Genomic DNA, 18,796 nt, shown 5'->3' on the forward strand with positions numbered 1-18,796 from the left:
TTGATTAACAAGAAGTTTTCCGTTTCGTCTGCGCCGGAAGTGGGGCGAATTATAGACAGATCCTGAGGGCCGTCAACAGTTAATTTAAACTTTTGTTCCGGTCAAAGGCTTACGACCACCGAGACGGGGGATTCGCCTAGCAATTACGGGAATTCGCACAATGATTAACAATGCGCCAATCACGGCATATAAGGACCACTCCTTTAAATCTGCTCGGACAATCCAAAGAAAGTGCAGCAAACCCAACCCTAATATCACATAGCTAAGCCTGTGCAGTTTCTTCCAACGAGCTCCAAGGCGTCGTTGGCTGTATCGATTGGATGTCACGGCGAGCGCCAGCAAGCATAAAAACGCCAAGCTGCCCACAATGATGTAGGGCCGCTTTACCAGCTCGACGCCTAGCTGCCCCCAATCCAGCCCAAGAATAAAGAAGCCGTAACCGGTCATGTGCATCACCACATAGGCAAAGCACCAAAGACCCAACTGACGCCGCACCGCAATCCATCCCGGCCATCCAGTCAGACGCTGCAGCGGCGTCATTGCCAAGGTAATTAAAAGGAGGATGAGTGTCCCCAACCCCAGTCGGTCCACAAGAACCTTTCCGGGGTCTGGTCCCAGCGCAAAGATCCATGCCTGATAAACCCACAAAACGGGCGCAACGCAACACGCCACAAATACACCCAGCCGCCAGAACAGAAAGCGCATCAGTAATTTTTCCGCAGATCTAGCCCTGTATATAGAGAAGCAACCTCCTCCCCATAGCCGTTGAACATTTCCGTCTGACGCACATTAGGACTGAAGAGCCCGCTTGGCAGACGACGCTCTCGTGCTTGCGTCCAACGAGGGTGATCGACAGTAGGGTTCACGTTCGCATAAAAGCCGTACTCGTTAGCCGCGATGCTCTGCCAAGTCGTTTTGGGTTGCTCACTCACCAGGCTGATACGGACTATGGACTTCACGCTCTTGAATCCGTATTTCCATGGCACGACCAACCTTAGCGGGGCACCGTTTTGATTGGGCAACTCGCGTCCATACATACCAACGGCAAGTATGGCCAACGGGTTCATCGCTTCATCCAGACGCAGACCTTCGACGTAAGGCCAGTCGATCAGCGCGAAGCCTGAACGCTGCCCAGGCATAACCTTCGGGTCCTGAAGTGTTTCAAAGCGGATATATTTAGCGTTGGAAGTGGGCTCCACCTGCTTGAGCAGTTCGGAAATAGGAAAGCCCATCCAGGGAATCACCATCGACCAGGCTTCCACACATCGCAACCGGTAGATGCGCTCTTCCAATTGATAAGGCTTCATGAAGTCTTCAAGCGCGTAACGGCCAGGCTTACCTACCTCACCATCGATTACCACGCTCCAAGGCTCCGTTTTCAAAGACCCAGCATTTTGAGCAGGGTCACCCTTATCGGTCCCGAACTCATAGAAGTTGTTGTAGTGCGTGGCGTCCTTGAACGGAGTGATTGCCTCGTCGTTGACGGTGACAGCCTGCCATTTTGTCGACTGCAGCTTGTCCTTGAACCAGTGAGGCGCGGCGCCAGGCTCAACGTCAGAATACTGGGACGCGTCGGCGGCGCTCGCCCAGCGCGGCAATGCGCTCACAGCCAGGCTGGCAACAGAAGCGCCAAGAAGCGCACGTCGAGAGAGATAGATGGATTCGGGCGTGACGTCCGCCTCTTTACAGTCGGACGTTGAGGGTAATTTGATCAGCATGATAACTCCGCAACTAAAGGGAACTGATGCACCAATAGACTGCGGAGTATGCGGGAAATTGAATCTATGTTTTATTTCTGCCGACGCAAGCGAAGCAGATACTGAACCGGACCGGATGCGGCATAGGCGAGAAATATCAGCAGCAAGATACGCGGCGGATCACTGAACACCACAGCGAACACTAGCACCACCGCAAGAATCGCAACAAACGGCACACGCCCCTTGAGATCCAGCTCCTTGAAGCTGTTGTACTTGATGTTGCTGACCATCAGCATCCCCGCTGCAGCCACCAACAGCGCGACCAAGAAGGACATTTTCGAGCCCTGAATGCCGAAGTCGCTAAATGCCCAGACCGTACCTGCAACAACGCCGGCTGCGGCAGGGCTGGCAAGACCAATGAAGTAGCGTTTATCAGCCTTGCCCACCTGAGTGTTAAAACGGGCTAGCCGCAAGGCCGCTCCCGCTACATAGATGAAAGCGACCATCCAGCCCACCTTACCCATGTCGCCTAACGCCCAACCGAAAGCCAGCAACGCCGGTGCAACACCGAAGGCCACCATGTCGGACAGAGAGTCGTACTCAGCGCCGAACGCGCTTTGCGTATTGGTCATGCGAGCGACACGACCATCCAGACCGTCGAGCACCATCGCGACGAAGATGGCGATGGCAGCGAACGCGAAGTACTTGCTAGCGCCAGCGGGGTCACCCGCACTCATCGCGCTTTGAGCGCTCATGGAACTGATGATCGCGTAGAAACCGGCAAACAGGTTGGCGGTGGTAAACAGATTCGGCAGTAAGTAGATGCCGCGATGGCGGACCTTGCGACCTTCGTCATCGTGGCCTTCTTCAATATGCTCATCAATCGGTAACAGGCTTTCGGCGTCAGAGGCCTTGTTTGGCTCTTCGGGACGTTCGCTCATAAACAATACCTTGCAGCTGTGAATTTTCGACTGGTGCTTGCGACGCTACGTCGGCAAACGATGCAGCTTTATACCAGATGAGCCCCCATAACGAAAAAACGCGACCCTGGGGTCGCGTTTTTCTGCCGGGCTTCAATCAGTAGCCCTAAGCCAGAACCAGACTCAGTTCTTGTCTTTGTCGACGATCTTGTTCGCAGCGATCCAAGGCATCATCGAGCGCAGTTGTTCGCCGATGATTTCGATGCCGTGGGCGGCGTTGTTGCGACGCTTGGCGGTCATCGAAGGGTAGCCAGTGGCGCCTTCGGAAATGAACATCTTGGCGTATTCGCCGTCCTGGATGCGCTTCAAAGCATTGCGCATCGCCTGACGGGATTCGGCGTTGATGACTTCAGGGCCGGTCACGTACTCGCCGTATTCGGCGTTGTTGGAGATCGAGTAGTTCATGTTGGCGATACCGCCTTCGTACATGAGGTCAACGATCAGCTTCAGTTCGTGCAAGCACTCGAAGTAAGCCATTTCTGGCGCGTAGCCTGCTTCAACCAGAGTCTCGAAACCAGCTTTGACCAGCTCAACGGTACCGCCACACAGTACGGCTTGTTCGCCGAACAGGTCAGTTTCGGTTTCGTCTTTGAACGTAGTTTCGATGATGCCGGTACGGCCGCCACCAACGCCCGAAGCGTAGGACAGCGCAACGTTTTTGGCGTTGCCCGAGGCGTCCTGATAGATCGCGATCAGATCCGGAATACCGCCGCCCTTCACGAACTCGGTACGCACGGTGTGGCCCGGGGCTTTCGGCGCGATCATGATTACGTCCAGATCAGCGCGTGGCACAACCTGGTTATAGTGGATGGCGAAACCGTGGGAGAAGGCCAGGGTTGCGCCCTTCTTCAGGTTCGGCTCGACTTCGTTCTTGTACAGCGCGGACTGGAACTCGTCCGGGGTCAGAATCATGACCAGGTCAGCAGCAGCAACGGCAGAAGCGACGTCAGTCACTTTCAGGCCGTGGGCTTCAGCCTTGGCGACAGTGGCAGAACCCTTGCGCAGGCCAACAGTGACATCAACGCCGGAGTCTTTCAGGTTGCACGCTTGAGCGTGACCCTGAGAACCGTAACCGATGATGGCAACTTTTTTGCCCTGGATGATCGAAAGGTCGCAGTCTTTGTCGTAATAAACTTTCATGAAATACCCCTGTTATCTTGGCCGTTCAGGCCATTCGCTAAATTGAGTTAGATGCTCAGCACTTTGTCGCCACGGGCAATGCCCGTAACACCGCTGCGTACTGTTTCCAGGATGGCGGCAGTGCCAATGGCCTGAATGAAGCTGTCGAGTTTGTCGCTCGTACCGGTCAGCTGCACGGTATAAACGCTGGCGGAGACATCAACGATCTGGCCGCGGAAGATATCCGTGGTGCGCTTGATTTCGGCGCGTTGAGCGCCAGTGGCCTTCACTTTGATCAGCATCAGTTCACGCTCGATGTGCGCGCTTTCCGACAAATCGACCAGCTTGACCACTTCCACCAGCTTGTTGAGATTTTTGGTGATCTGTTCGATCACCTCATCGTGGCCGACTGTGGTCAACGTCAGACGCGACAAAGTCGGATCTTCGGTTGGCGCCACGGTCAGACTTTCGATGTTGTAGTTGCGCTGCGAAAACAGGCCGACCACACGAGACAAAGCACCCGGTTCGTTTTCCAGCAACAGCGAAATAATGTGCCGCATGATTAAGTCCGCTCCGTCTTGCTCAGCCACATATCACGCATGGAGCCGTCTTTGATCTGCATCGGATAAACGTGCTCGGAAACATCAACCTGAATATCCAGGAACACCAGTCGATCGGTCATGGCAAAGGCCTCTTCCATCTTCGGCTTGAGGTCTTTCAGATCAGTGATCTTCATGCCCACGTGGCCATACGCTTCGACCAGTTTCACGAAGTCAGGCAATGACTCCATGTAGGAGTGCGAGTGACGACCGCTGTAGCTCATGTCCTGCCATTGACGGACCATGCCAAGCACACCGTTATTGAGCAGGATGATCTTGACCGGCAGCCCGTACTGCAAACAGGTCGACAGCTCCTGAATGTTCATCTGGATGCTGCCTTCGCCGGTGACACATGCGACGTGTGCTTCCGGGAAGCTGAGCTTGACGCCCATTGCCGCCGGGAAACCGAAGCCCATCGTGCCCAGACCACCAGAGTTGATCCAGCGGTTAGGTTTGTTGAAGCGATAGTACTGAGCAGCGAACATCTGGTGCTGACCCACGTCGGAAGTAACGTAGGCATCGCCCTTGGTCACTTCGCACAAGGTCTCGATGACCGTCTGCGGCTTGATGACGCTGCCGTCGCCGTGGTTGTACGGGAACATCTCCCGATCACCACGCCATTCTTCAATCTGCTTCCACCAACTGGCGACCGACTCTTTGTTTGGCGTTTCGCCAATCTCTTTCAGAGTGGCGACCATTTCGGTAAGGACGCTTTCGACCGGACCAACGATAGGTACGTCGGCCTTGATGGTTTTGGAGATCGAAGCCGGATCGATATCGATGTGAATGACTTTGGCATTCGGGCAAAACTTCGAGGCGCCGTTGATTACACGATCATCGAAGCGCGCACCAACAGCCAGAATCACATCGGCGTGGTGCATTGTCAGGTTGGCGGTGTAGCTCCCGTGCATGCCGAGCATCCCGACGAACTGGCGATCGGAACCTGGATAGCAACCCAGACCCATCAGCGTGTTCGTCACCGGAGCGTTCAGCGCTTGGGCCAGTTCGGTCAAAGGCGCAGAGCCGTTGCCCATGATCACGCCGCCACCGGCATAGATGATCGGGCGCTTGGCGGCCAGCAACATTTCCACGGCCTTGCGGATCTGTCCCGAGTGCCCACGAACGGCCGGGCTGTAGGAGCGCAGCTTGGCTTTCTTGGGGAATACGTACTCGAATTTCTCGGCCGGGTTGGTCATGTCTTTCGGGATGTCGACGACGACAGGACCAGGACGACCGGATTGGGCCAGGTAGAAGGCTTTTTTCAGGACTTCCGGGATTTCCGACGGGTGCTTGATCATAAAGCTGTGCTTCACGATCGGGCGGGAGATACCGATCATGTCGGTCTCCTGGAACGCATCGGTGCCGACCAGTGTGCTCGCCACCTGACCGGACAAGACCACCATTGGAATGGAGTCCATGTAGGCCGTGGCAATGCCAGTGATCGCGTTGGTCGCACCCGGGCCGGATGTCACCAACACCACACCTGCTCTGCCGGTGGCGCGCGCATAACCGTCCGCCATATGAGTAGCAGCCTGTTCGTGACGAACGAGGATGTGGCTCAGTGCCGGTTCTTTATACAGCGCATCGTAAATATGCAGGAGGGCACCGCCTGGGTACCCATAGATGTGCTCAACGCCTTCGTCACGCAAAAAGCGGACGACCATTTCAGCGCCAGATAAAAGCTCCACGTTGTTCACCTCTAAAACGCCAGAATACCGTCCACACTTGGGGAGACGGGTCTTAATAGGTTTACTGCAAAGCAGAGCATGAGCGACGGTGGTCGCCGACTACGTCAGCACTGACTGAGCAAGTATTGGGATCCCCCCATAAGTGTTTCGGGGCTTTCCCACCCAGCGCGAGGTAACGCGTTGCGGGTGTAACAGGTCGGCGCGGGTGTGCGCCTCATGATCTACCGAGATGGCCTGCTTCTGGCAGTCCTTCTACAGCGAACTTTGGATTGTTGTGATTCGACCCTCTCAAGTCAAGTCATCCTTGAGCTTTCTTCTGTGCAAGCACATGAAATCGCACCCAATGGCAGTTGCAGGGCCACGCTTGTGATAGCGTGCCAAGGCACCGTTCTCGACATCGAAGTTAAGGAAGCAGTATGCGCTGGATGATTTTCGCGGCGGCGTTGGCGATGGCCGCCAGCTCGGTTTTGCAGGCGGCCCAGATCTACAAATGGGTCGACGCTCAGGGCATTACTCATTTCGATGCACAGCCGCCGGTGGGCCAGCAAGTTCAGCAGATCGACACGCAAAGACCGGTGCCAGCGCCTGCCCCGGCGTCACAGCCTGTAGCTGACCCCAATGGCGAACAACAGGCTATCGACGCCAAGGTAAAAAAGCAGGTTGCTGATCAGGAAGCCAAGCGCGCCGAGTATTGCACCAATGCCCGGACCAATCTGGCGCAGTTCCAGAACAATCCTCGGGTACGCGAGGAAGTGAACGGTGAACTCAAACGGTTCACCGAAGAGGAGCGCCAGGCTCGCATCACTGAGCTCAAGCAAGCCATCACCGAGAACTGCCTGTAAACGTCAGACTGCTTCGGTAATCAGACGATCGAATTGCGCCAGCAGCGATAGCAGGGTTCGGAACTCCCCGAGCCGGCTGGCATAGATCATCTCCGCCATTTCCAGAATCCCCGATGCGTTTGGCAGTGCCAGGTCTTGTTCCAGAATCGTCTTCATGCGCGGCAGAAATATCCACTGCAGCCACTGATCGAAGTCCAGCGTATCGACGCAAAACGGTTCACGACTGGACAAATCTTCATCGCTAGGCGGGACCGCTTTCCACATACCCAGCACGCGAAGCTCACGCTCGATCAACAGCAGCTGTTCAGCAATTTGCGGAAACCGTTTATCCATCAGAGGCTAACCTTGGCTTTCTGACGTGCAAGCGCTGCGCCCGACGCATCACCCTGCTTCTCGCGGGATTGAGCAATCAGGTTCCAGAGACTGGCCTGCAAGCTGGCCCGACCATTGGCATAGGTCAAACCGCGACGGGCCAACTGCTCCGCCTGAGCCGCATCGCCTTGCGCCAGACGAACCTGAGCCAGACGATAAAGCACCTGCGGCTCACGAGGCGCGACACGTTGGGCGCGCTCAAGACTGGACGAAGCACCATTAAGGTCGCCGCTGCTCTGCTGCTTTTGAGCCGTCGTCAAAAGCGCCAGCACCGGGCCATCCAATTGCTCATCGGCAGACAAGCCGCCCGAAGACGGAATACCGCTTGGCGCCGTGGGGGCCGGCGCGCTGTATGTGTTATTTACCGGGGCGGGCATGTTGTAAGTCGTGCCAGCCGGCGCTTGATTGACCGGGGAGGTGTCGATAGGCGCGGTATTGATCGGCGCCGTGTTGATCGGTGGGGTAAACGACTGAATCGGCGCAGCGCTGGTGGTCGCACCACCGCCCGGCACCATGACGACGACACCTGAATCTTCGGTAATCGTCTGCGGCTGCGCGCGAGTCTGCGCGGCCGCAGGATAAGTGTTGTTACGAGTCGCGGACACGCGCTCGCCATTGGAAACACGCGAGCCGGCGTCAACCACCGGGATCGCGCTGCGCGTCTGACTGGCGCAACCGTTGAGCAAAGCCAGAGCCGTTAGAGCTGGAATCCACCACTTGTTCACTTCACACCCTCTTTGCTTAGTTCAACCAGCCTTTGACCCAATCCATCACCTCGGCGGGCGCGGAGTTGCCACCACACGCAGGACCAGGCTGAGGCTCACTGCCGCGAATATACGGCATCTGTACGGCGTTCGGGCATCCGGCGTCACTGCCCTGCCCGGTGCTTGCATCCACCCAGGCCTGCACCACGTTATCTGGCAGCGCCATGTCCAGCGGCAGGGGATCGGCTTTCTTCATGAAGCTGGTCCAGACCTGCAATGCCCCGGTAGCGCCCGTGAACGGTGTCTTGCCGTTATCGTCGCGGCCGAGCCAGACGACGGCCAGCAAATCCTGACTGAAGCCTGCGAACCAGCTGTCGCGAGAATCGTTAGTTGTGCCGGACTTGCCCGCCAGATTGAGATTAGCCGACAACGTGTTGTAGACCGACTTGCCCGTACCTTCTCGCATCACCCGCTGCATGGCGTTTTGAAGCAAATAGATCGAGCCCGGATCGAAACGCTGCTGTATCTGGAAAGGATAACGCTTGAGTGGCTCGCCCTCGGCAGTCAGCACGCTACGAATCCCGCGCATCGGCGTATTGAAGCCGCCGTTGGCGATGGTCTGATACATGACCGCAACTTCCATCGGGCTCAACGCGCCCGCGCCTAACAGCATTGATGGATAAGCCGGCCACTCGCGAGTGACGCCCAGCTTGTTCAAGGTCTTGAACACTGTCGGTACGCCCAGGTCCAGGCCCAGTTTGGCGCTGGACAAGTTGTAAGAATGCGCGAGGCCCTGGTACAGGAAAATGTTGCCGTGGGCCTTGTGATCGAAGTTCTGCGGCTTCCACACCTGACCGTCAGCGCCCTTGACCGAGAATGGTTCGTCCGCCACCCAACTGGTCAGCGTGTACTTGCTCGGTTGCTCCAGCGCGGTTAAGTAGATCGCCGGTTTGACCAGCGAGCCTATAGGCCGGACGGCATCAATGGCGCGGTTGAACCCGGCGAATCCTGCCTGACGACTGCCGATGAGCGCCTGGACTTCCCCTGTTTCAGGGTTGGTCACGACCATCGCCCCTTCCATTTCTTCCGAGCCCTTACGCCCTGCAAGACGGGCGAAGGTTTCCTTCATCGCCGATTCCGACTTCATCTGCAGGATCGGGTCGAAGCTGGTGAAGATCCGCAGGCCTTCTTCGGTCAAGTCTTCGTCGCGATAGTCTTCACGCAGCTGACGCTTGACCAGATCGAGGAAGCCCGGGAATGAGCTATCTGCCAGCGAACCGGTCTTGGTCACGCCCAGCGGCATTTTCTTGGCCGCCGCGACAGCTTCTGGCGTCGCGACACCTTGCTGTTCAAGCAGGTCGAGCACCAGATTACGCCGTTCAAGCGAGCGCTCAGGGTTGCGACGGGGGTTGTAATAGGACGGCCCCTTGACCAAACCGACCAAAAGCGCGACTTGATGCAGCTTCAGCTCGGACAATGGCTGGCTGAAGAAATACTGACTGGCCAAGCCAAAACCATGAACCGCACGCTGGCCGTCCTGACCGACAAACACCTCGTTGAGGTAGGCTTCGAGAATCTCCTGCTTGCTGTAATGAATCTCCAGCAGGATCGCCATCATCGCCTCGGTCAGTTTGCGAGTGAGGCTGCGTTCATTGGTCAGGTAGAAGTTCTTCACCAACTGCTGAGTCAGCGTACTGCCGCCCTGGCGCATCTGCCCCGCCGAGGCATTGACCCAAAACGCCCGCGCAATCGACTTCGGCGACACGCCAAAGTGATGGTAGAAATCCCGATCTTCCACTGTCACCAGTGTGTCGAGCAGGTAAGGCGGTGCCTGATCGAGCTTGATGAGAATGCGGTCTTCGAGATTCTTCGGGTACAGGCCGCCGATGAGGAGCGGCTCCAGTCGCGCAACGGCAAGCTTGGCGCCGTTGGCGGAGGTCAGATCGGCAACGTAGTCGCCCGAAAAACGCACGCGAATCTGCTGAGCCGCGTCGGCCCCTTCATAAAACTGGAAGCCCCGGGTGTTGAGGTCCACGGTATTGCCGCTGACAGCAGCTGCGCCGGGACCGTTGGCCACGCTTTCACGGCGATAGCCCAAAGCATCCAGTTCGATGAGGAAATCGTCTCGGGACAGCTTTTGTCCGACGAACAACTCGAGCGGGCGCGCATAAACCTTGGCCGGAATCGTCCAGCGCTTGCCGGAAAACTTCTCCTGCACGATCGAATCGAGGTAAACGGCAAAGCAGGCGAGGATCACCAGGCCGACGAGACTGAGCTTCAAGGCCCATCCCAGCAGGGAGCGCAGGCGACTATTGGTGGGTTTTTGGGACTTCTTGGGGGTGCGGGTTCGGGTCATGGCGGCGGATTATACGCACTTTCAAGGTGATCGACAGACCACCCTCACAGCGGTTTGCAGCGATGCGCCGAGCGGCCATAATGGCCCTCTTTTTAGCCGTCTGTTATCGACTATTACCCTTTGAAGGATCGCCCGTGAGCCAGTCCCTGATCGCCGCACTGCAGAACCCTGCCCTGTTCTCTCACCCGATCGAGCGTTTTCAGGTCATCGAGACGCATATCTCGTGGGTTCTACTCACTGGCCCTTACGTTTACAAAATGAAGAAGCCAGCCAATTTCGGTTTTCTGGACTTCACCACTCTTTCGGCGCGCGAGCATTTCTGTCATGAAGAGCTGAGGCTCAATCAACGTTTGACTCAGGATTTGTATCTGGAAGTGCTGCCTGTCACCGGCAGTGTCGATACTCCACAACTTGGCGGCACGGGCGAAGCGATCGAATACGTATTGAAGATGCGTCAGTTCCCGCAGGAAGGTCTGCTCAGCACACTTCAAGCCAACGGAGAGCTGACCACGGGGCAGATTGACGAGCTCGCCACTCAGATCGCTGAATTTCATGTCAACGCCCCGCGCGTTCCACTCGATAACCCGTTGGGCACACCGGAAGCGGTGATGGCGCCAGTCACTCAAAATTTCGAGCAGATTCGCCCATTCCTTACCGAAAAAGCCGACATCATTCAGCTAGAAGCCCTACAAGCCTGGGCCGACGCCAATTTCGAACGGCTAAAACCGCTGATGGAGCAACGCAAGACCGACGGCTTCATTCGCGAATGTCACGGCGACATCCACTTGGGCAACGCCACTTTGATCGATGGCAAGGTGGTGATCTTCGATTGCATCGAGTTCAACGAGCCGTTCCGCATGACCGATGTCTACGCGGACATCGCGTTCCTGGCGATGGACCTGGAAGACCGTGGTCTGAAAGTCCACTCGCGCCGTTTGATCAGCCAGTATCTGGAAATTACCGCCGACTACGCAGGCCTTGAGTTATTGAACTTTTATAAAGCCTACCGCGCACTGGTGCGCGCGAAGGTTTCGCTCTTTAGTCTATCTCCCGACGCCGATGCGGTGCAGCGCGGCACCACCATGCGTCAGTACCGCAACTACGCCAACCTGGCCGAAAGCTACAGCGCCATTCCTTCGCAATTTCTGGCGATCACCCACGGCGTCTCGGCAGTGGGTAAAAGCCACGTTGCCATGCGCCTGGTAGAAGCGTTGGGCGTGATTCGCCTGCGCTCGGATGTCGAACGCAAGCGTTTGTTCGCAGGCAGAGACGACCTCTACGGTGAGGAAGTGAGTGTCGCCACTTACGAGCGTCTGCATAAGCTGGCCGATATCGTATTGCACGCAGGCTTCCCCGTAGTGATCGACGCAACCTACCTCAAGCACTCTCAGCGCGACGGTGCCGCTAAAGTGGCGGAAGCCACCGGCGCGCCGTTCTTGATCTTGGATTGCTCTGCCCCACAAGCGGTGATCGAGGGATGGCTGAAGCAACGTCAGGCGATAAATGAGGATCCGTCCGACGCAACACTCGCCGTTATCCAGACCCAACAAGCCACACGTGAACCGCTGACGGATGAGGAAGTATTGAGCAGCAAGCACGTCGAAACCAATGTCAGCTCAGATCTGGACGGCTTGGTAGCGCATATTCGCCAGCGTCTCCCAGGGCTTTAATCTGGTTAGCTACCGGCAGTCGCGTCGTGCAGGAAGCCTCTTCACGACGCGACAGTGGTGGCATTATAGTGGCGCCATAATTCCAACAATGGAGACGCCTCATGAGCCATCCCAAACGACTTGATTCCCTGCTTTATGAGTTACTGCATAAAGACGATATCGCAGGTTTCAATAGCCAGCGTCCTGAATCAGGCACGGTCGATATGGCAGCGGGTGACTTCCGCGGGCTGGATCTGCGCGAACTGAATGCAGCAGACATCGACTTTACCGATGCCTACTTCCGCTCGGCGGACCTACGTGGCGTTGACCTGCGCACCTCATTGCTCGAAGGCGCCAGCATTGCCCATGCGCAGATATCAGGCACCTACTTCCCGGCTGAACTCAGTGCCGACGAGATCCTGATGTCCGTCAACTTCGGCACCCGTCTGCGCTACCGCACACGCTGAGCCTCGCTGACCGCCTCCAATTGCGGCCCGGCCCCAGAATGCTTACAGGCTGGCGGTTGTGCTTACCGTCTGGCGCCTGAACGCTGTGGCGGCTAACGATCCCGATCAGCATTTCCTACACTTATTTCAGGCTTGGTTGTGCAGGTAGTCACAGGCCATCGCGTGTCAATGGAGCAACAAAACGCATGGAGGCTAAATGGACGATGAACTGCGACAACTGAAAAACCTTGGCAAAACCTCAGCGCAGTGGCTGCACGCGGCCGGGATTCACAGTACTGCCGATTTGCGCCGGCTAGGGGCTGTTCAAGCGTACCGCGCGGTGAGGACCAGAGGTTTCAATGTTTCGAAAACGCTGTTGTATGCGATTGAAGGTGCTCTGCAGGATCAACACTGGAGCGCGCTGCCCGTCGAAAGAAAAAACGCGTTGAAGCTGGAAATCGATCGATAAAATGTCTAGACCAGATCAGCTCATGAAAATAGTTTTGCGATGCCTGTTGACTTACAAATGAGAATCACTATGATTATCACATCCAGTCGCGAGACTGGACGATAACTTGAAAGGCTCCTTGGTTCGGACTTTCAGATTATCTCCTCATCAGGCTAATCACGGTTTTTGACCCGGCACTTTGCCGGGTCTTTTTTTGCCTTCAACAATCCCTGACAAGCCCCTCTCCATTCGTGATTCACACCTTATTCACACAGCCCAAGGTGCGCTTGCAAGTCATCCAGCAAACTCGCCGCGCCGATGCGTAGCCTGTTTGGCTGTAACCAAAGCGGGCCAAATCGCGCCCTCGCCATTGCCAGATAAACCTTTGCTTCGGCCAGCGTGCGTACTCCGCCCGATGCCTTGAATCCGATCTGCCCGCCCACCTCGGCAATGGCTTCGATCATGATTCGCGCAGCTTGCGGGGTCGTATTGACGGGCACCTTGCCTGTGCTGGTCTTGATGAACGCAGGGCCGACATGAATGACTTGCCTGCAAACGTCGTGGGTAATCTGCGGATCTCTCAGCACTCCGGTTTCCAGCGTCACGGTGAGTGGGGCCCGGCTACGGCATATCGCTTTACAGGCGGCAACCATTTCTCCCCCCGCCGTTTTGTTACCCGCCATTTGTGCCCGAAACGGGTAAACCAGGTCAATTTCATCTGCGCCCGCCAGCAGTGCCGCCTGGGTCTCGGATTCAACCGACTGAATACTGCCCGTGCCACCCGGAAAATTGATCGCAGCGACCACTTTGATATCCCGCGCCTGCCAACTGTCCAGCGCCCGCCGCGCCAGTCCAGCGAACCGGGGCGCAACGCACACCGCAGCGACTGGACCGTAGGGCGTCATCGCGCGCTGGCAGACCGCGATGATCCGCTCCGCAGTGTCGTCATTGTTGAGTGACGTCAACTCAAGCAAACCAATGATTTGCCGTGCTACATCCTCGTTGCTATCGCTCATTGCATCTCCCCTGAAAGCGCTGCACATCAGGGGCGAACCATAAACGACGCAAGCCTGGCGTGAGCCGCTCGGCGAAGACAAAGGACAAGGACGACATGATTGCAGGAAATGTCCTTAGGAAACTTCCTGCAACCGACTGCGCAAGCGCCCCGCTACTGGATCTTAGCGAGCGATGATCAGCGGGTGACCGCGTTCCGGGTGGGTCTGCACAAGCACCTCAAGGCCGAAAACCGCCTCCAGCGTATCGGGGACCAATACGGTTTGAGGAGATCCCAAAGCCACGGGCAACCCGCTGTCCAGCAGCAGTAACCGGTCGCAATAGCGGGCAGCCAGATTCAGATCATGCAGAATGACCAGTACCGCGCCGCCGCGATTGGCGAACTGGCGCAGGGCCTGCAATGTAGTGTGCTGGTGCAGCGGATCAAGCATCGAAGTGGGCTCGTCCAGCAGCAGCGATTGCCCGCATTCGCCTGGCCACACCTGCGCCAGCACTCGAGCCAGATGCACCCGCTGCCGCTCACCGCCAGACAACGCCAGATAGCTGCGATCAAGCAGATGAGTCGCATCAGCAGCGTCGAGTGCCGCGCGAATGATTTCAGCATCGTGTTGCTGCCCAGTGCCATGAGGCAACCGCCCCATCGCCACCACATCCTGCACCTTGAACGCGAAACTGAGCGTGGAGCTTTGAGGTAGCACGGCCACACGCTGCGCGCGTTGCACAGCGTCCCATCGCTCAAGCGGTTTTTCATCCAGCCAAACCTGCCCGGTTTTCAATTCACCACACAGCGCGCCAAGCAACGTGCTCTTACCCGCACCGTTAGGCCCAAGCACCCCGAGTATTTCACCAGGCTGCAGGCTCAGGCTGACATCCTTCAACACTACCGACCCGCCTCGCTTAATCGTCAGGCCTTCTGCTCGCAGCATCAGGTTCGCCCCCTGACCAGCAAAAAGAGGAAAAACGGTGCGCCGAGAAAGGCCGTGACTATGCCGATCGGCAGCTCGGCAGGCGCCAGCACCAATCGCGCTAAAATGTCGGCGCACAGTAGCAATGTCGCCCCCGCCAACGCGGACGCCGGAAATACCGCTCGATGATCCGGCCCCACCAGCAAACGCATCAGATGCGGCACAATCAAACCGATAAAACCGATAAGCCCCGCCGCCGCTACTGCCGCGCCAACGCCCAATGCGATGCACAGAATCAGCTCGCGCTTGAGACCCTCGACATCGATGCCAAGATGCCGTGCTTCCGACTCACCCAGCAGAAGTGCGTTGAGTGCCTTGGCCCTTCTCGGCAGCCAGACGATGACCAGAACGCACACGATCAGAAGTGGCCAAAGACGCGCGTAACTGGCGCCGTTCAGGGTGCCAAGGTTCCAGAATGTCAGCGTGCGCAGGGTAGCGTCGTCTGCCAGATAGGTGAGCAAGCCGATGATCGATCCGGCCAGCGCCGTCATCGCGACGCCCGCCAGCAGCATGATGGCAACGCTGGTCTGCCCATCCCGCCGCCCGAGCCGATAAACCATCGCCGTCACACCCAGCCCGCCTGCAAAGGCACAAGCTGATAGCAGATAGGGCGCGAAGACTTCGGAAAGCCCGCCCAAGGATTCGCCCGCAACAATGGCCACCGCAGCGCCCAGCGCCGCGCCGCTGGATACGCCGACCAGCCCCGGATCAGCGAGCGGATTTCGGAACAGTCCCTGCATCGCCACCCCGGCCAATGCCAGCACGGCACCCACCGCCAATCCCAGCAAAGTTCGCGGCAGACGAATCTGTCCGAGGATCAGCTCAGCCTGCTGCAGATTGTCATCGGTCACTGGGAATCCCATCAGGTGCAGGCAGGCACGAAGCAAATCTCCAAGGGGCAAGCGGACCGGCCCCAAAGCCAGTGACAGCCAGAACGCCAGGAAGCAGGCAACTGACAGCCAAATGAACAACGTTCTCGGCCGTAAGCGAGTGTTCATAGAAATGAAGCCGCCTTTCCAGATATCAGCTTTGCGAGTGACTGCGGATGCTGGTTGGTGGTGTCGAGACCCAGACGGGGCTCTGAGCCAAGGGCAACAATCCACTCGGTCAACGCACCGCCTGCATTGACCCAACGTGGGATCCGCTGCGCGTCGGCGGACGCTGAACCTGTTAACAAAAGCCCGATCAGGATGGCGGTGAGGCGCATCAGTAATAGTCCTAACAAGTAGCGAGGAAGAAGGCGTCGAATCGAGTACGTGACAAAGTGAAACCCAGTAGTACGCAAGAAGTGCCAAACTACGCGGGCATTGACGCCAGTCCCGTTTGATAATTATTAGCATTCACGCTTCAAGCGTCTAGGAGACCCGCCTGAGATTTCTGTGTGAAGGATGCCATGTTCCTGAAGGGCAAAGCCGCGGTTTCCAAATAGCTGGCATTCAACTGCTGGCCGTGCGACGTGGCGGGCAGGTATTCATCTACGAGAACCGCTGCCCCCATCGAGGCGTTGCCCTGGAGTGGTTGCCAGACCAGTTTCTGGACACCAGCGCCAGCCTGATTCAGTGCGCCACTCACGGTGCGTTGTTTTTGATCGAAGACGGCGAATGCATCGCCGGGCCCTGCGAAGGAAAATCCCTGACCGCCCTAGCCTGTCGCGAAGACGCTCAGGGCATTTGGGTCACTGCGCCCGCAGCGGACTGAGTGCTATCGCGCGGTCCAGATGAACCTTCAAACGCCGGTCGATTCGTACTTCTTCCGGCGTCAGTTGTACCCCATACGCCAGCACCTCAACACCCGCATCGACGGCGTCACGTAGCGCATTGGCGTAGGCAGCGTCTATTTCTTCGGCGGGACGTACTGCGTCGATGCCGGTCAGATTGACGCAATAGAGCAATACCGCGCGAACGCCGTTTCTGGCCAATGCCGACAGCTCGCGCAAGTGCTTCGCGCCACGCTGGGTCACGGCGTCGGGGAAGGCTGCAACTGTCGAATCGTCAAAGCCCAAGGTGACGCTCTTCACCTCCAAAAATAGCGGGCCATCGGGATGATCCAGACGAAAGTCGACCCGACTGTTTTCCACGCCGTACGCCACTTCACGCTTGAGCGCGGTGAAACCGTTCAGCTCGGTGATCACGCCTGCCAGCAACGCTTCTTCCACCAGTTTGTTCGCACGGCCAGTATTGACGCAGGCGAAGCGTCCCTGGGGTGTTTCGCTGATTTCCCACGTCCCCGGCAGCTTGCGCTTGGGATCGTTGGAGCGGCTAAACCACACGCGTCCACCCGGCATCATGCAATTGAACATCGAGCCTGTATTGGGACAATGAATAGTCAGGCGTTCGCCGGTAGCGGTTTCGATGTCGGCCAGAAACCGTTTGTAACGAATCAGCAGACGACCTTCTTCGAGTTCTGGAGAAAACCGCATCAGCCTTGCCAGTTCCGCAAACCACGCGCAATGCGATCAACCGCTTCCTGAAGGCGCGGCAGGCTTTGGGTATAGGCAAAGCGCACGTGATGTCCGGACTGATAACGCCCGAAATCCAGGCCTGGCGTGAACGCGACATGCTCGGTTTCAAGAAAGTGCCTGCAGAAGGCGAAAGCATCACCGCCGAACGCGCTGATGTCGGCATACAGATAGAACGCGCCTTCAGGTTCAACCGCGATTGTGAAGCCCAGCTCGCGCAGAGCGGGCAGCAGAAAATCCCGACGACGGCCAAATTCAGCCCGACGCGCTTCGAGAATCTCCAGGGTTTGCGGCTCGAAGCAGGCCAACGCGGCGCTTTGCGCCATGCTCGGCGCGCTGATGTAGAGGTTCTGGGCAAGCTTTTCCAGCTCACTAATCGCGTCTTCGGGCGCGACCAGCCAACCCAGCCGCCAGCCGGTCATGCCGAAATACTTGGAAAAACTGTTGAGGACAAACGCGTCGTCGTCCACTTCAAGAACGCTGGCGGCATCGGTGCCGTAAGTCAGGCCGTGGTAGATCTCGTCCACCACCAAATGACCTTTGCGCGCCTTGAGTGAAGCAGACAGAGCGGCGAGTTCCTCGCGATGGAGCAGCGTGCCGGTAGGGTTGGCAGGGGAAGCAACCAGCGCACCGACACTGTCTTTATCCCAATGTCGGGCCACCAGATCCGGCGTCAACTGGTAACGCACGTCGGGACCGACGGGCACTAGCTGCGCCGCGCCCTCCACCAGCCGGAGAAAATGGCGATTACAGGGGTAACCGGGGTCGGCCAGCAGCCAGTGCTTGCCCGGATCGACCAACAGACTGGCGGCGAGCAGTAGCGCGCCAGAACCGCCCGGGGTGATCAGAATTCGCTCTGGATCAACGCTAATGCCATAACGCTGGTCATAAAATCCGGCGATGGCTTCGCGCAATTCCGGCAGACCTCGGGCTGCGGTGTAGCGGGTCTTGCCAGCGGCCAGTGCAGCTTGACCGGCCTTGATGATCGGTTCGGCCGTAGTGAAGTCCGGTTCGCCGATTTCCAGATGGATGACGTCATGCCCCGCCGCCTGCAGTTCATTGGCCCGCGCCAGCAGCGCCATGACATGAAAGGGTTCGATGGCGCGACTGCGCGCACTGTAGGGCTGAGGCATTGTTCTTCCTTTAAGAGGGGCTGGAGCAACGGCGAGATTCTACCCAACCGCTCACGTCGATACAGGTTTAAAAACGGCAATGGCCAGATGCTGGCTCAGCGAGGATAAATCCTACGCTGGCACCAGACGAGAGCTAGACTCAGTCCACTTCATTAATTTAAAACCAACTCGCCCGTGCTGTGGTCATAGCCACAGGCGCGCTGTAGAGCCACGCTCGACAACCGGGAGTAGCGCGCTCCGATTTGATCTGGTAAGTTCGCCCGCTTGCAGCCGCAGGGCCGGCAGGTGTCGGCAACGGATGATATTCCTGCGCAATGGATAGATGA

The 18,796-nt window shown here is 57.5% G+C and carries 20 protein-coding genes; 5 read left to right on the plus strand and 15 right to left on the minus strand.

What is annotated here, in order from left to right:
* Positions 1 to 84: 84 nt before the first annotated feature.
* From msrQ to ACWKV9_RS26355, 6 genes are all read right to left on the minus strand, one after another.
* On the minus strand, positions 85 to 705 hold the full coding sequence (gene msrQ / locus ACWKV9_RS26330) for a protein-methionine-sulfoxide reductase heme-binding subunit MsrQ (RefSeq protein WP_483839040.1): 621 nt from the start codon (positions 703 to 705) through the stop codon (positions 85 to 87).
* A complete protein-coding gene (gene msrP / locus ACWKV9_RS26335; protein ID WP_483839041.1) occupies positions 705 to 1,718 on the minus strand; it encodes a protein-methionine-sulfoxide reductase catalytic subunit MsrP in 1,014 nt (337 codons plus the stop codon). The genes msrQ and msrP overlap by 1 nt, the downstream gene beginning before the upstream one ends.
* A 71-nt stretch (positions 1,719 to 1,789) precedes the next feature.
* Positions 1,790 to 2,638: a CDP-diacylglycerol--serine O-phosphatidyltransferase gene (gene pssA, locus ACWKV9_RS26340; RefSeq protein WP_483839042.1), complete on the minus strand. Its 849-nt coding sequence runs from the start codon at positions 2,636 to 2,638 to the stop codon at positions 1,790 to 1,792.
* Positions 2,639 to 2,800: 162 nt separating this feature from the next.
* Entirely contained in the window at positions 2,801 to 3,817 is a 1,017-nt protein-coding gene (ilvC, locus tag ACWKV9_RS26345; RefSeq protein ID WP_268799538.1) for a ketol-acid reductoisomerase, read from the minus strand.
* 47 nt (positions 3,818 to 3,864) lie between these two features.
* Positions 3,865 to 4,356 (minus strand): acetolactate synthase small subunit, encoded by a 492-nt coding sequence (gene ilvN / locus ACWKV9_RS26350; RefSeq protein WP_032625001.1) that lies wholly within the window; start codon positions 4,354 to 4,356, stop codon positions 3,865 to 3,867.
* A gap of 2 nt (positions 4,357 to 4,358) precedes the next feature.
* A complete protein-coding gene (locus ACWKV9_RS26355; protein ID WP_483839043.1) occupies positions 4,359 to 6,083 on the minus strand; it encodes an acetolactate synthase 3 large subunit in 1,725 nt (574 codons plus the stop codon).
* A gap of 416 nt (positions 6,084 to 6,499) precedes the next feature.
* Here ACWKV9_RS26355 and ACWKV9_RS26360 point away from each other — a divergent pair, with 416 nt between their 5' ends.
* Positions 6,500 to 6,925 carry a DUF4124 domain-containing protein gene (locus ACWKV9_RS26360; RefSeq protein ID WP_483839044.1) on the plus strand — a complete coding sequence of 142 codons (426 nt, stop codon included), beginning with the start codon at positions 6,500 to 6,502 and terminating at the stop codon, positions 6,923 to 6,925.
* Positions 6,926 to 6,928: 3 nt separating this feature from the next.
* On the opposite strand, the gene ACWKV9_RS26365 is transcribed toward ACWKV9_RS26360, so the two are convergent.
* The 3 genes from ACWKV9_RS26365 to mrcB are packed head-to-tail and all read right to left on the minus strand — an operon-like array spanning position 6,929 to position 10,357.
* A complete protein-coding gene (locus tag ACWKV9_RS26365; protein ID WP_483839045.1) occupies positions 6,929 to 7,258 on the minus strand; it encodes a YqcC family protein in 330 nt (109 codons plus the stop codon).
* A complete protein-coding gene (locus ACWKV9_RS26370; protein ID WP_483839046.1) occupies positions 7,258 to 8,022 on the minus strand; it encodes a tetratricopeptide repeat protein in 765 nt (254 codons plus the stop codon). The genes ACWKV9_RS26365 and ACWKV9_RS26370 overlap by 1 nt, the downstream gene beginning before the upstream one ends.
* A gap of 16 nt (positions 8,023 to 8,038) precedes the next feature.
* Positions 8,039 to 10,357, minus strand: a complete 2,319-nt coding sequence (mrcB, locus tag ACWKV9_RS26375) for a penicillin-binding protein 1B (protein ID WP_483839047.1) — start codon at positions 10,355 to 10,357, stop codon at positions 8,039 to 8,041.
* 134 nt (positions 10,358 to 10,491) lie between these two features.
* On the opposite strand from mrcB, the gene ACWKV9_RS26380 reads away from it, so the two are divergent.
* The 3 genes from ACWKV9_RS26380 to ACWKV9_RS26390 all read left to right on the plus strand — a co-directional run bounded on the left by ACWKV9_RS26380 (position 10,492) and on the right by ACWKV9_RS26390 (position 12,921).
* Positions 10,492 to 12,027: a bifunctional aminoglycoside phosphotransferase/ATP-binding protein gene (locus ACWKV9_RS26380; RefSeq protein WP_483839048.1), complete on the plus strand. Its 1,536-nt coding sequence runs from the start codon at positions 10,492 to 10,494 to the stop codon at positions 12,025 to 12,027.
* A gap of 101 nt (positions 12,028 to 12,128) precedes the next feature.
* Positions 12,129 to 12,473 carry a pentapeptide repeat-containing protein gene (locus ACWKV9_RS26385; RefSeq protein WP_483839049.1) on the plus strand — a complete coding sequence of 115 codons (345 nt, stop codon included), beginning with the start codon at positions 12,129 to 12,131 and terminating at the stop codon, positions 12,471 to 12,473.
* 196 nt (positions 12,474 to 12,669) lie between these two features.
* Positions 12,670 to 12,921, plus strand: coding sequence for a TfoX/Sxy family protein (locus tag ACWKV9_RS26390; RefSeq protein WP_483839050.1), 252 nt, complete (start codon positions 12,670 to 12,672; stop codon positions 12,919 to 12,921).
* A gap of 242 nt (positions 12,922 to 13,163) precedes the next feature.
* On the opposite strand, the gene deoC is transcribed toward ACWKV9_RS26390, so the two are convergent.
* The 4 genes from deoC to ACWKV9_RS26410 all read right to left on the minus strand — a co-directional run bounded on the left by deoC (position 13,164) and on the right by ACWKV9_RS26410 (position 16,086).
* The gene (deoC, locus tag ACWKV9_RS26395; protein WP_483839051.1) at positions 13,164 to 13,916 is read right to left on the minus strand and encodes a deoxyribose-phosphate aldolase; all 753 of its coding nucleotides are present in this window, start codon (positions 13,914 to 13,916) and stop codon (positions 13,164 to 13,166) included.
* 162 nt (positions 13,917 to 14,078) lie between these two features.
* The gene (locus ACWKV9_RS26400; protein ID WP_483839052.1) at positions 14,079 to 14,840 is read right to left on the minus strand and encodes a heme ABC transporter ATP-binding protein; all 762 of its coding nucleotides are present in this window, start codon (positions 14,838 to 14,840) and stop codon (positions 14,079 to 14,081) included.
* Positions 14,840 to 15,877: a FecCD family ABC transporter permease gene (locus ACWKV9_RS26405; protein ID WP_483839053.1), complete on the minus strand. Its 1,038-nt coding sequence runs from the start codon at positions 15,875 to 15,877 to the stop codon at positions 14,840 to 14,842. The genes ACWKV9_RS26400 and ACWKV9_RS26405 overlap by 1 nt, the downstream gene beginning before the upstream one ends.
* Positions 15,874 to 16,086 carry a hypothetical protein gene (locus ACWKV9_RS26410; RefSeq protein WP_483839054.1) on the minus strand — a complete coding sequence of 71 codons (213 nt, stop codon included), beginning with the start codon at positions 16,084 to 16,086 and terminating at the stop codon, positions 15,874 to 15,876. Before ACWKV9_RS26410 ends, ACWKV9_RS26405 begins: the two co-directional genes overlap by 4 nt.
* Positions 16,087 to 16,247: 161 nt before the next feature.
* On the opposite strand from ACWKV9_RS26410, the gene ACWKV9_RS26415 reads away from it, so the two are divergent.
* Positions 16,248 to 16,577: a Rieske (2Fe-2S) protein gene (locus ACWKV9_RS26415; protein WP_483839103.1), complete on the plus strand. Its 330-nt coding sequence runs from the start codon at positions 16,248 to 16,250 to the stop codon at positions 16,575 to 16,577.
* Here ACWKV9_RS26415 and sfsA read toward each other — a convergent pair.
* Together sfsA and ACWKV9_RS26425 are read right to left on the minus strand one after the other, a co-directional pair.
* A complete protein-coding gene (gene sfsA, locus ACWKV9_RS26420; RefSeq protein WP_483839055.1) occupies positions 16,555 to 17,298 on the minus strand; it encodes a DNA/RNA nuclease SfsA in 744 nt (247 codons plus the stop codon). The genes ACWKV9_RS26415 and sfsA overlap by 23 nt on opposite strands.
* Entirely contained in the window at positions 17,298 to 18,470 is a 1,173-nt protein-coding gene (locus ACWKV9_RS26425) for a pyridoxal phosphate-dependent aminotransferase (protein ID WP_483839056.1), read from the minus strand. The genes sfsA and ACWKV9_RS26425 overlap by 1 nt, the downstream gene beginning before the upstream one ends.
* Between the last annotated feature and the right edge of the window lie 326 nt (positions 18,471 to 18,796).

Source organism: Pseudomonas corni (assembly GCF_057128765.1).

Excerpts from the sequence above, each read along its gene's own strand:
- ACWKV9_RS26410 (WP_483839054.1), bottom strand. The coding sequence starts at position 16,086 with ATGCGCCTCACCGCCATCCTGATCGGGCTTTTGTTAACAGGTTCAGCG.
- mrcB (WP_483839047.1), bottom strand. The coding sequence starts at position 10,357 with ATGACCCGAACCCGCACCCCCAAGAAGTCCCAAAAACCCACCAATAGT.
- ilvC (WP_268799538.1), bottom strand. The coding sequence starts at position 3,817 with ATGAAAGTTTATTACGACAAAGACTGCGACCTTTCGATCATCCAGGGC.
- ilvN (WP_032625001.1), bottom strand. The coding sequence starts at position 4,356 with ATGCGGCACATTATTTCGCTGTTGCTGGAAAACGAACCGGGTGCTTTG.
- ACWKV9_RS26405 (WP_483839053.1), bottom strand. The coding sequence starts at position 15,877 with ATGAACACTCGCTTACGGCCGAGAACGTTGTTCATTTGGCTGTCAGTT.
- pssA (WP_483839042.1), bottom strand. The coding sequence starts at position 2,638 with ATGAGCGAACGTCCCGAAGAGCCAAACAAGGCCTCTGACGCCGAAAGC.
- ACWKV9_RS26385 (WP_483839049.1), top strand. The coding sequence starts at position 12,129 with ATGAGCCATCCCAAACGACTTGATTCCCTGCTTTATGAGTTACTGCAT.
- ACWKV9_RS26390 (WP_483839050.1), top strand. The coding sequence starts at position 12,670 with ATGGACGATGAACTGCGACAACTGAAAAACCTTGGCAAAACCTCAGCG.
- msrQ (WP_483839040.1), bottom strand. The coding sequence starts at position 705 with ATGCGCTTTCTGTTCTGGCGGCTGGGTGTATTTGTGGCGTGTTGCGTT.
- sfsA (WP_483839055.1), bottom strand. The coding sequence starts at position 17,298 with ATGCGGTTTTCTCCAGAACTCGAAGAAGGTCGTCTGCTGATTCGTTAC.
- ACWKV9_RS26365 (WP_483839045.1), bottom strand. The coding sequence starts at position 7,258 with ATGGATAAACGGTTTCCGCAAATTGCTGAACAGCTGCTGTTGATCGAG.
- msrP (WP_483839041.1), bottom strand. The coding sequence starts at position 1,718 with ATGCTGATCAAATTACCCTCAACGTCCGACTGTAAAGAGGCGGACGTC.
- deoC (WP_483839051.1), bottom strand. The coding sequence starts at position 13,916 with ATGAGCGATAGCAACGAGGATGTAGCACGGCAAATCATTGGTTTGCTT.
- ACWKV9_RS26360 (WP_483839044.1), top strand. The coding sequence starts at position 6,500 with ATGCGCTGGATGATTTTCGCGGCGGCGTTGGCGATGGCCGCCAGCTCG.
- ACWKV9_RS26425 (WP_483839056.1), bottom strand. The coding sequence starts at position 18,470 with ATGCCTCAGCCCTACAGTGCGCGCAGTCGCGCCATCGAACCCTTTCAT.
- ACWKV9_RS26400 (WP_483839052.1), bottom strand. The coding sequence starts at position 14,840 with ATGCTGCGAGCAGAAGGCCTGACGATTAAGCGAGGCGGGTCGGTAGTG.